This is a genomic window from Marinobacter xestospongiae (genome assembly GCF_023156385.1).
In the GTDB taxonomy this organism is placed as follows: Bacteria; Pseudomonadota; Gammaproteobacteria; order Pseudomonadales; family Oleiphilaceae; genus Marinobacter; species Marinobacter xestospongiae.
Genome location: NZ_JAKZAK010000031.1, coordinates 51,542 through 62,449, shown reverse-complemented (window position 1 = coordinate 62,449; position 10,908 = coordinate 51,542). Strand labels below are relative to the sequence as shown.

At 62.0% G+C, this 10,908-nt stretch carries 11 protein-coding genes; 6 read left to right on the top strand and 5 right to left on the bottom strand.

All coding sequences use genetic code 11. The features are described 5' to 3' along the window. Positions 1-123: 123 nt before the first annotated feature. Positions 124-1,326 carry a tyrosine--tRNA ligase gene (gene tyrS / locus MLD24_RS19130; RefSeq protein WP_248168671.1) on the bottom strand — a complete coding sequence of 401 codons (1,203 nt, stop codon included), beginning with the start codon at positions 1,324-1,326 and terminating at the stop codon, positions 124-126. A gap of 462 nt (positions 1,327-1,788) precedes the next feature. Between tyrS and MLD24_RS19125 the strand changes: the two genes are divergently transcribed. Beyond that, positions 1,789-3,174: a peptidoglycan DD-metalloendopeptidase family protein gene (locus tag MLD24_RS19125; protein WP_248168670.1), complete on the top strand. Its 1,386-nt coding sequence runs from the start codon at positions 1,789-1,791 to the stop codon at positions 3,172-3,174. A gap of 3 nt (positions 3,175-3,177) precedes the next feature. After that, positions 3,178-4,275 (top strand): anhydro-N-acetylmuramic acid kinase, encoded by a 1,098-nt coding sequence (locus MLD24_RS19120; RefSeq protein WP_248168669.1) that lies wholly within the window; start codon positions 3,178-3,180, stop codon positions 4,273-4,275. 76 nt (positions 4,276-4,351) lie between these two features. On the opposite strand, the gene erpA is transcribed toward MLD24_RS19120, so the two are convergent. From erpA to argC, 4 genes are all read right to left on the bottom strand, one after another. After that, positions 4,352-4,684, bottom strand: a complete 333-nt coding sequence (gene erpA / locus MLD24_RS19115; RefSeq protein ID WP_227176168.1) for an iron-sulfur cluster insertion protein ErpA — start codon at positions 4,682-4,684, stop codon at positions 4,352-4,354. A 125-nt stretch (positions 4,685-4,809) separates the two neighbouring features. Then, positions 4,810-5,268 (bottom strand): bactofilin family protein, encoded by a 459-nt coding sequence (locus tag MLD24_RS19110; RefSeq protein WP_227172556.1) that lies wholly within the window; start codon positions 5,266-5,268, stop codon positions 4,810-4,812. 1 nt (position 5,269) lies between these two features. Next, on the bottom strand, positions 5,270-6,010 hold the full coding sequence (locus MLD24_RS19105; RefSeq protein ID WP_248168668.1) for a DUF6776 family protein: 741 nt from the start codon (positions 6,008-6,010) through the stop codon (positions 5,270-5,272). Between the two features lie 8 nt (positions 6,011-6,018). After that, entirely contained in the window at positions 6,019-7,059 is a 1,041-nt protein-coding gene (gene argC / locus MLD24_RS19100; protein WP_248168667.1) for an N-acetyl-gamma-glutamyl-phosphate reductase, read from the bottom strand. Between the two features lie 169 nt (positions 7,060-7,228). Here argC and MLD24_RS19095 point away from each other — a divergent pair, with 169 nt between their 5' ends. From MLD24_RS19095 to thiE, 4 genes are read left to right on the top strand one after another with little or no spacing between them, the layout of a single operon-like run. Continuing rightward, positions 7,229-9,004, top strand: a complete 1,776-nt coding sequence (locus tag MLD24_RS19095) for a chloride channel protein (protein WP_227172559.1) — start codon at positions 7,229-7,231, stop codon at positions 9,002-9,004. Positions 9,005-9,007: 3 nt separating this feature from the next. After that, on the top strand, positions 9,008-9,430 hold the full coding sequence (gene hemJ, locus MLD24_RS19090) for a protoporphyrinogen oxidase HemJ (RefSeq protein WP_227172560.1): 423 nt from the start codon (positions 9,008-9,010) through the stop codon (positions 9,428-9,430). Between the two features lie 41 nt (positions 9,431-9,471). Continuing rightward, positions 9,472-10,230, top strand: coding sequence for a bifunctional hydroxymethylpyrimidine kinase/phosphomethylpyrimidine kinase (gene thiD, locus MLD24_RS19085; protein WP_248168666.1), 759 nt, complete (start codon positions 9,472-9,474; stop codon positions 10,228-10,230). Beyond that, positions 10,227-10,892, top strand: coding sequence for a thiamine phosphate synthase (gene thiE, locus MLD24_RS19080; protein WP_248168665.1), 666 nt, complete (start codon positions 10,227-10,229; stop codon positions 10,890-10,892). Before thiD ends, thiE begins: the two co-directional genes overlap by 4 nt. Positions 10,893-10,908: the final 16 nt, after the last annotated feature.

Here is a 10,908-nt window from a genome sequence, read left to right as displayed (position 1 = left end):
GGTTGCCTTTCGATTCCGAGCCCGCCTGACCGGCTTGCCCCTCGAAAGAGATGCGCATTCTACAGACTTCTCGGTGGCCGTCAACAAGGTTTTTGAAGAAATCTCAAAAACCTTGTTTTCCGTTCACTCCTTGACCAGAACCCGGGCAATCTTCTTCTTGCCTGCCTGGATCACGCAGTCCTCGCCCAGCACAAAGTCCTTGCCGCCTTCCAATTGCTCGCCATTAATGTACACCGCGCCACGCCCCAACACATCGCGGGCCGCCGCACCGTTCTTGACCAGCCCCGCCAGACGCAGAACCGCCGCCACCGGCAGAGCGTCCTGGCCGTCCAGGGATACTTCGACCGTCGGGACGTTCTCCGGAATCTCACCCAAGGCAACCCGGTTGCCTGCGGACTTGTGCGCCGTCGCCGCTGCCTCTTCATCATGGAAGCGGGTAATGATCTCTTCCGCCAGTACCTTCTTGTAGTCCTGAGGGTTGGCACCTGCGGCAACCGCTTCGCGGTACTCCGCCACTTCTTCCATCGGGCGGAAACTCAGCAGCTCAAAGTAGCGCCACAGCAGCTGATCGGGAATGGACAGCAGCTTGGTGTACATTTCACCCGGGGAGTCGTTGACACCGATGTAGTTGCCCAGCGACTTCGACATTTTCTGAACCCCATCCAAACCTTCCAGGATGGGCATGGTCAGGATCACCTGGGCCGGCTGATCGTGTGCTTTCTGCAGCACCCGCCCCATCAGCAGGTTGAACTTCTGGTCGGTACCACCGAGCTCAACATCCGCTTCCAGCGCCACTGAGTCGTAACCCTGAATCAACGGGTAGAGGAACTCGTGAATCGCGATGGACTGCTCAGCCTCGTAACGCTTACTGAAATCATCACGCTCCAGCATCCGGGCGACGGTGTACTGGCCCGCCAGCCGAATCATGTCCGCCGCCGTCAGCTTGCTCATCCACTCGGAGTTGAACGCTACCCGGGTTTTCTCCGGGTCGAGAATTTTGAACACCTGCTCTTTATAGGTAATGGCATTGACCGCCACCTGCTCTTCGGTCAGCGGCGGACGGGTCGCGCTCTTGCCACTGGGATCACCGATCATGCCGGTGAAGTCACCAATCAGGAAGATCACTTCATGCCCCAGGTCCTGGAACTGCCGCAGCTTGTTGATCAGCACCGTGTGCCCCAGGTGCAGATCCGGCGCAGTGGGATCAAACCCGGCCTTGATGCGCAAAGGCCGCCCTTCTTTAAGCTTAGTGATCAGCTCCTCTTCCGGGAGCAGTTCGTCCACGCCTCGTTTAATGAGAGCCAGCGCGTCGTCGATCGATGCCATGAACAGATATCCCCAACACAAAAAATGGAAATGGAAGGTTACAGAGTTCAACAAAACAAAGCTGCGGCTTACCGCGACCCTTGCTACAGTGCCACCTGAACAAAGTTTAACCAGCCGCCCAAGCACCTATCGTCTGGACGGTCGCCAAATAAAAGCGGCCATTATAGCAACGGGGGAGAGGAAAATCCGCGCCCGACACCCGGCGGAGGCCAGGCCTGACGCTATCCGGGACGGTTTTTCTACGGTAATCTGTTGAACTATACTTGCGTGAAAACTTTAATTAGGTAGTACAAGCTGATGTTCTCACTGCCCAATCCACCAGCCTATTGCTGACTCCGACTGATCGGGTCCGCTCTATTCCGGTCCACAGTAGGCTGCTGAATTGCGCATTTATCTCATCACATTGCGCCTGATAACGAAAGCGGTGAACACTCCGCCCGTCAACGACCAAAGGTTTACCCCGTGCTGAACAAGTTTCCCAAAACCCATCTCGCTGCCGCGGTCGTCATTACCGCGGTGGTCACTACTGCGATGGTCCTGAGCCCCAGCTCCGACGTTGAGGCCAAACGGATGTCCGTTGCCCTGGATATCGAATCCGGCAAGGCCACCCCCATGCAACCGGCGGCAACTGACAACGCCGCCGCCAGTGCCAATGCTCAGTCGGTGCCGGCAGCGCTGTCTGCAACCGCGCCCACCGAAGCCACAGCCACCGCGGTTGATGTACCGGCGGAGCCACAACTGACCTGGTCCCGCTTCGACATCCGCAGCGGCGACACCCTCTCCAGTCTGTTCAAGAAGGCCGGCTATAACGACGGCCTAATGCTGTCGGTGATTCACGGTGAGGGCGAGGCGGACGCGCTGCAACATCTTTACGCCGGAGAAACCATCGGCTTCGCCAGCAACGACGACGGCGACCTGGTACAGATCCAGCTCGAGCGCAGCCGTCTGGAGACCCTGCAGATCGACCTTACCGACGACGGCTTCGTGGGTGAGAAAGTGGTGCGCGAGCCAGAGGCCCGCATTACCTACGCCGAAGCCGAGATCGACAGTTCCCTGTTTGGTGCCGGCCAATCTGCCGGCCTGACCGACAAGCTCACCATGGAACTGGCGGGGATCTTCGGCTGGGACATTGATTTCGTCCTCGACATCCGCAAAGGCGATCGCTTCAGCGTGGTGTACGAGGAGCTGTTCCTGGACGGTGAGAAAATCGACAACGGTCGCATCCTGGCGGCCAGCTTCAACAACCAGGATCGCGAGTTCAAGGCGGTACTCTATACCGACGAAGACGGTGTCAGCGCCTACTACACCCCCGAAGGCCGCAGCATGCGTAAAGCCTTCCTGCGGACACCGGTGGACTTCGCCCGCATATCCTCACATTTCAACCTGTCCCGCCGTCATCCGGTGCTGCATCGCATCCGTGCCCATAAAGGCACCGACTACGCCGCCAGCCCGGGCACGCCGATCAAGGCGGCAGGCGACGGCAAGGTGATCCACGCCGGTCGCAAGGGCGGCTTCGGCAATGCGGTGGTACTTCAGCACGGCAACAACATCACCACCCTGTACGCTCACATGCGTGGCTTTGCCCGCGGTATCCGCTCCGGACAGCGAGTGACCCAGGGTCAGGTGATCGGTTATGTCGGCTCCTCTGGCCTGGCTACCGGCCCGCATCTGCACTACGAGTTCCGGGTTAACGGCGCGCCCCGCAATCCGGTGACCGTGCCGCTGCCCGATGCCGAGCCCATCCCCGGCGACGAGCGTCAACGCTTCTCCGCCGCCACGCAGGGGCTGCTGGCCCAGCTCGATACCTTCCAGAGCACGTCTGGCATGACCCTGGCCCGGGGCGAGTAAGCCATGGGGCCGGCCTACGTTGGCCTGATGTCCGGCACCAGCATGGACGGCATTGACGCCGCGCTGGTGTCGTTCAGCGCTGACCGGATCAAACTTCACGCCACCCACACCCTGCCCTACCCGGATGACCTACGTCGCCACCTGCAGCGGGTCAGTCAGAACCAGGGCACGCCGGATGATGTCGGCCACCTCGACCATCAGGTGGGCCGACTGTTCGCGGAAACCGCCGCCGGCGTGTTACGGCATCCCAATGCCCGCGGGCTGGATGTGGTCGCCATTGGCAGCCATGGCCAGACCATTCGCCATCAGCCCCGCGGGGAAGCCCCTTTCTCCATGCAATTGGGCGACCCAAACCTGATTGCCGAGCACACCGGCATTGCCACGGTGGCGGACTTCCGCCGCCGGGACATGGCCGCTGGCGGCGAAGGTGCGCCACTGGTGCCAGCCTTCCATCAATCGTTTTTCGGCCACCCCAGCCAACAGCGCTGCATCGTCAATATTGGCGGCATTGCCAACATCAGCAGCCTGTCCCCGACGGAGCCACGCGTTCTGGGGTTCGATACCGGCCCGGGCAATGCCCTGATGGATGCCTGGTGCCAGGACCAGCTTGGCAAGCCCTACGACGCTGACGGCCACTGGGCCGCCGAAGGTCGCGTACACCAGGCCTTGTTGAGCGACTTACTGTCAGATGCCTACTTCGCCCTTCCAGCGCCCAAGAGCACCGGCAAGGAGAAGTTCAATCTCGACTGGATTCGCACCGCCCTGGCCCGCCATCCGGGCATCGAGGCAGTCGATGTCCAGCGCACCCTGCTGGAGTTGACGGTCATCTCTATTACCAAACAGTTGCCGGAATGCCCCGACCTGAAAATTTACGTCTGTGGCGGGGGTGTTCGCAATCGGGTGCTGCTGCAGGAACTTCGCCGGGCCTGCACCCCTTTCAAGGTCTGTTCAACGGAGGAACTGGGGCTGGACCCGCAGTGGGTAGAGGCGACAGCATTCGCCTGGCTCGCCCGCCAGACCATTAACCGGTTGCCAGGCAACCTGCCGGAAGTCACCGGCGCCAGGGGACCAAGACTGCTGGGTGCGGTTTACTACCCCTGAAAAGGGTCTTGTCGATGAAACGCAGTGGGGAAAAGCGGGAACAACGGAGCCGTCCAGAGAACCGCTCCGCCGGGTATCAGATCGAGAAGGACGAACCGCAGCCGCAGGTGGAGCTGGCGTTGGGGTTCTGGACCACAAACTGGGAGCCCTGCAGCCCCTCCTGGTAGTCCACCGTCGCGCCGACCAGGTACTGGTAACTCATCGGGTCCACCAGCAGCACCATGCCGCCACGCTCGATGACGGTATCGTCTTCCTCCTGGTTCTCATCAAATGAGAAACCGTACTGGAAGCCAGAGCAGCCACCACCGGTCACGAAGACCCGGAGTTTCAGATCCGAGTTCTCTTCCTCTTCAACCAACTCCCGCACCTTGGCAACGGCATTGTCACTGAAGAACAGCGGTGTCGGCATTTGTTCCTGCACTACACTCAAGTTCGCCTCCGATACACGAGTCAAGGATGGGTTGGGGCGGCTGACCAAACTGGCCCAGCCAGAAGGCCAGGCTCAATTATCGTATTCCCGACCAAAGCAGTCAATTATTCCACATCGGCGCGGGCATCGTCGTCTTCACTGACCGCTGACGAATCCTCAGCACGGTTTTGCTGTCCCAGCAGGCCGACCGGCTCACGCTGGTTCACCAAGTTACCGTTCACCGTCGCCCCCATCGCCATCTCAATCAGGTTGTAGTACACGTTGCCGTTGATTGAGGCCTTCGCCGCCAGCTCCAGATGCTCCGAGGCGTACACATCCCCATGCACGGTGCCATTGATGATGACGTGAGGGGCCACAATGTCGCCGTCGACTTCACCGACTTCGGAAACCCGGAGCACGGCAGAACCACCCTCTTCGGCCGAAATCTTGCCGCGCACCTTGCCATCAACGTGCAGGCCACCGGAAAACTTCAGGTTGCCTTCAATCGCCGTCTTGGCGGAAATCAGCGTATCGAACTGCCCGGCGGCGGGCCGACGTGGCTGCTGTTTTTTCTTTCCTAGCATGTCATTTCTCCGTTAGCTGCCCCCAATCAAAGGTGCGCTCGGCCTGGGACGACTTGCTCCCCTGGGCCTGGGCCACCACCTGAACTTCAAGGGGCTGAAAACTGTCGGGTACGGTCAGGAACCCTTCCACGTCCTGGAAGTATCGGAACCGGAACTTGACCCCCAGGTCGGTGATCTCTTCGGACAGATCCCGCAGGGCAATCACTTCCTTTTCGCCATCACGCAGTCCGATCACGTTGACGGCAACAATACCACCGATATAGCTGCTGTTGTCACCCACCTGGGTAAGCACCAGTTTGAATCCGTAACGCCCGTCCTGACGGGTGGTGTGCAGGTTCAGTCGATCCACCTGCAGCCCCTCGGCCACTTCCGAGGGCGCCATGATGTTGCGGTAGAAGGTCAGGTCCGCTTCCAGCTCCGCCACCCGGCTTTCCAGTCGGGCGATGGTGTGGCGGGCCTGGCTCAGCGCCGCTTCATCAATGCTGCGCCCCCGCTCCAAATTGATCAGTTGCTGTTCCGACGCCAACCGCTCCTGCTGCAGCGATTCCAGCTGATCCAGCAAATGGTCACGGGTGTCCACCACCGACGTGAGCTGGGTGCCGGTCTGGGACAGGCCCAGGAAATAACCGCCAGCAGCGCAGGCCACCGAAAACAGCAGCAGGATTGCGGTACGGCGAAGCCGGCGGCCTGGCCGCCGGCGCACCATCACATATTCTTCACTGGGACTGCGGCTGTCGCTCACACCAGGCCTCAGGGCAGCAAGGCTGGCGCTTGCAGACCCAGGTCTTCCTGCAGCCCGAACATCACGTTCATGTTCTGAACGGCCTGACCGGCAGCGCCTTTGACCAGGTTGTCGATCACTGACGACACGATCACTGTCGCGCTGTCTTCCTGCCGGTGCAGGGCCATCCGGCAGTGGTTGGCGCCCCGCACGCTGCGAGTCTCAGGATGACTGCCAAACGGCAGGACATCGACAAATGGCTCGTCACGGTAGCGGTCCTCAAACACCGCCTGCAAACGATCAAAATCCGCCGGATCGTTCAGCTCGGCGTACAGGGTTGCCTCGATCCCACGGATCATCGGCAGCAGATGTGGCACAAAGGTGACCCCCAGGGAGGCGTCGCCAGCGGCGGCAACCAGGCCCTGACGGATCTCCGGCAAGTGACGATGACCGGACGCGCCGTAGGCCTTGAAGCTCTCACCAATCTCACCGTGGAGCATGCCGATCTTGCCCTGGCGACCGGCCCCACTGGCACCGGACTTGGCATCGGCGATAATGCGGTCAGTCTTGACCAGCCTCTGCTCCAGCAACGGCAGCAGCCCCAGCTGAACGGCGGTGGGGTAGCAGCCGGGATTGGCGACCAGTTCGGCTTCGCGAATGGCGTCGCGAGCCACTTCCGGCAGACCATAGACGGCTTTCTCGGCCCACTCCGGGCTCTCGTGGGGCATGCCGTACCAGGTGGCCCAGACATCCAGATCCTTGAGCCGGAAATCGGCAGACAGGTCCACCACCCGGGTGCCCCGAGCGATCAGTTCCGGCGCCATGCGCATGGCCACACCATGGGGCGTGGCAAAAAACACCAGATCGCACTCAGCCAGTGTGTCCAGGTCCGGGGCGGTAAAGTTCAGGTCGAAGTGTCCTCGGAGGTTGGGGTAGAGATCGGCCACCGCCATGCCGGCCTCAGACCGGGATGTGATACAGCGCACCTCCACTTCGGGGTGCACCGCCAGAATGCGCAACAACTCGACACCGGTGTAACCGGTTCCTCCGACAATACCTACCTTGATCACCGAACTCTCCCGCTGCAAATCCCCACGCCAGGCGCGGGGGTGGATTTGGCCGGCTATTCTAACACGATAATCCCGAGTCTTATTGCAGGGCGCCCCCGCTCCTTTACAATTAAGGAGCCCGGGAAGCGGGCAAACCTGCCACCACTGTCAATCCGGATAGACGATCACCATGCGCGACCTCAAGCACCAGATCAGCGAACGACTGTTCCCCCTGTTCCGGCGCCGGCTGTCCGGCGTTGACGCCCTGCCCCAGCTGGCTCTGCTGGGGCTGCTGTCCGGTCTGGTGACGGGGGTGGTGATCCTGCTGTTCCGGCTGGCGATTGAGCTGCCGCTGGAGTATTTCCTGCCCGGTCATGACTCCGAAGCGTTCGAGAATCTGGATCTGATCACCCGTGGCTTGCTGCCGCTGGCCGGCGCCGTGGCCCTGGGGCTGTTCCTCCACCGACTGGGCATTCAGGACCGCAAGGTGGGCATCGTCCACGTCATGGAGCGACTCAATTACCACCAGGGGTATCTGTCGTTTCGCAGTGCGGTGGTGCAGTTTGTCTGCGGGGTTGGCACGGTCATTACCGGCCAGTCGGCGGGACGGGAAGGACCGGCAGTCCACCTCGGCGCGGCGTTCTCCAGTCTGCTGGGCCAGTGGATGCGCCTGCCCAACAACAGCATCCGAACCCTCGTCGCCTGTGGCTGTGCGGCGGCGATCTCGGCGTCCTTCAACACCCCGATCGCCGGCGTGATCTTTGCCATGGAAGTGGTGATGATGGAGTACACCATCGCCGGCTTCACCCCGATCATCCTGTCGTCGGTGACGGCGGCAGTGGTCACCCGGGCCGTGTATGGCGACGAGCCGGCGTTCAGTGTGCCGGCCCTGACCATGAACTCGCTGCTGGAGATTCCCTGGATTCTGGCGGTGGCCGTCATCATTGGCATCGCCGCTGCCGCTTTCACTTTCCTGCTCGACTACACCGGTCGTTTCCACCAGCGCCCGGTGCTGCTGCGCATCATTGCTGCCGGCGTACTGATGGTGCCGTTTGCCCTGTTGGTACCGGAGGTGATGGGTATCGGTTACGACACCGTCAGCGCCACCATCCACAACCAGTTGCCGTTCTGGCTGCTGCTGGGCGTGGCGCTGGCCAAGCTGGTGGTTACGGCGGTCACCCTGGGGCTGGGCATGCCCAGCGGGGTGATTGGCCCAACCATTTTCATGGGCGCTACCCTCGGCGGCGCCATGGGGCTGGTCGGTGCCGCCATCGCGCCGGAGTACGCCTCATCGGTCGGCTTCTACGCCATGCTGGGTATGGGCGCAATGATGGGGGCGGTACTGCAGGCGCCACTGGCCGCACTGATGGCCCTGTTGGAGCTGACCCTCAACCCCCACATCATCCTGCCGGCGATGCTGATCATCACCACTGCCAGCATGGTGACCAGCGAGGTGTTCGGGCAGAAGTCGCTGTTCCTGACCATTCTCAAGAGCCAGGGCCTGAGCTATCAGAACTCTCCGATCATCCAGGCCTTGCGACGGGTATCCGTGGGCGCCATCATGGACCGCAGTTTCGCCCGGGTCCAGCGTCACCTGCCCCTGGACGACTGCAAACGGGTGCTGAAAGCGGAGCACAAGTGGCTGATCGTGGACGGCAGCCAGGGCCCCGGCGCGCTGTTACCGGCGGTGGACCTCGCACGTTACCTGGAGGATGTCACCGAAGAGAGCCGGGAAACCGACAAGCCGCTGCCGGAATCCATTGACCTGATGGACATTCCCGCCAACCGACGCGACCTTGCTGCGGTACAATATCAGGCCACGCTCGAGGAGGCGCTGCAGGTGTTTCACGCCAGCAACGCCGAAGCACTGTACGTTCAGCGCCACGTTGCCCCGATGATCCAGCGGATCTACGGCGTGGTGCTGAAGTCCGAGATCGAAAGCTACTACCAGTATCGACGGAGTTAACGGATGTTGTGGGTCAAGGCCTTTCACCTGATTGCCATGGTGTGCTGGTTCGCCGGCATTTTTTACCTGCCACGGCTGTTTGTCTATCACGCTGCCTGTGAGGATGCTCCGGGGCGGGAACGCTTCAAGATCATGGAACGAAAGCTCTATCGCGGCATCACCACGCCGTCGATGATCGCAACCCTGGGCTTTGGCCTGTGGCTGATCAGCTTCAACCCGGCCGGTTATCTCAGCCAGGGCTGGCTGCACGCCAAGCTCACGCTGATTCTGCTACTGGTAGGCTACCATTTCTACTGCGGTCACCTGGTCAAGGTTTTCCGCGATGATCAGAACACCCGCAGTCACGTATTCTACCGCTGGTTCAACGAACTGCCGGTGCTGGTACTGCTGGCTGTCGTCATCCTCGCCACCGTCAAACCCTTCTAGGAGGCAACGTCATCGAACTCAAACATCGCCCCCAGGTCCTGGTGCTGTCAGGGCTGGACCCCTCCGGCGGCGCCGGTATCCAGGCCGACATCCAGGCGATTACGGCCCTTGGCGCCCATCCACTGCCGGTACTGGCCTGCCTGACCGTTCAGGACACCCGCAACGTCTACGGCGCCAGCGCCATTGAGGCCGACCTGGTTCGCCAGCAACTCGACTGCCTGGCCCAGGACACCCCGTTCCACGCCATCAAAACCGGCGCCCTGGGGAATGCGGCCATCGTTGAGACGCTGCTGGATTTCCTCGCTGACAAACCCGACATCCCGCTGATTGTCGATCCGGTGATCAAGGCCGCCGGCGGTGGCGACCTGGCCGACCAGGCGCTGATCGAGTCAATGAAACAGGCGCTGTTTGCCCGCGCCGACCTGATCACCCCTAACGGCATCGAACTGGCCCTGCTGGGGGACTCGGAACAGCCGGATCAGGCTGCGGCCAACCTGCTCAGCGGCGGCTGTCAGGCGGTACTGGCCACCGGCGGTCATGGTCAGGAAGAGGACATTACCAACACACTCTACTGCGAGGACCAGGCGCCCCGGGCCTGGCAGATCCCCCGTCGTGGCGGGGAATACCATGGCACTGGCTGCACCCTCGCCGCCGCCATCGCCGCTGGCCGGGCGGCCGGGCTGAGTCGGGAGGCCGCCATCGAGCAGGCCCAGCGCTTCGTCTCCGCGGCCATCAATCAGGCGCTGGCGGTCGGCCAGGGCCAGCCGGTACCCGACCGGTCGGTGCGGATTGCCCCATGAATCCGGCTTTTAGCAAAGGGCTGCGGCCCGGGCTCTACGCCATCACCGACGAACAGCTGATCCCCGCCGACCAACTGGTTGCCGCAGTCACCGCCGCCCTCCGCGGTGGTGCGGTGCTGGTGCAGTATCGCGACAAACGCTCCCCGGACAGCGTGCGGCTGGACCAGGCCAGCCGACTCCAAGGCCTGTGTGGCGAAGCCGGGGTGCCGCTGATCATCAATGACGATCCGCAGCTGGCCAAACGAGTGGGGGCCGCCGGCGTTCACCTGGGCCAGAGCGACCAGACCCTGACCGACGCCCGCAACCTGCTGGGGGAAGACGCCCTCATTGGCATTACCTGTCACGGCGATCTCGAACTGGCCAGACTGGCCCATGACCAGGGCGCTGACTACCTCGCCTTCGGCCGCTTCTTCCAGTCGGCCACCAAGCCCGGTGCGCCCCCGGCAAACCGCCAGGTACTGGCCCAGGCCCGGCAGTTCGGCCGCCCCACCACCGCGATTGGCGGCATTACGGTCCACAACGGTGCCGACCTTATCACCAGCGGCGCAGACCTGCTGGCGGTGGTGGGCGGATTGTTCGCCCCCGGTGATGTCGAACTGCGCGCACGACAATTCAGCCGCTTGTTCGCTGACCATCATCCGCTCTACCCTTTTCACCCGTAACCTTTTTAACCCATCA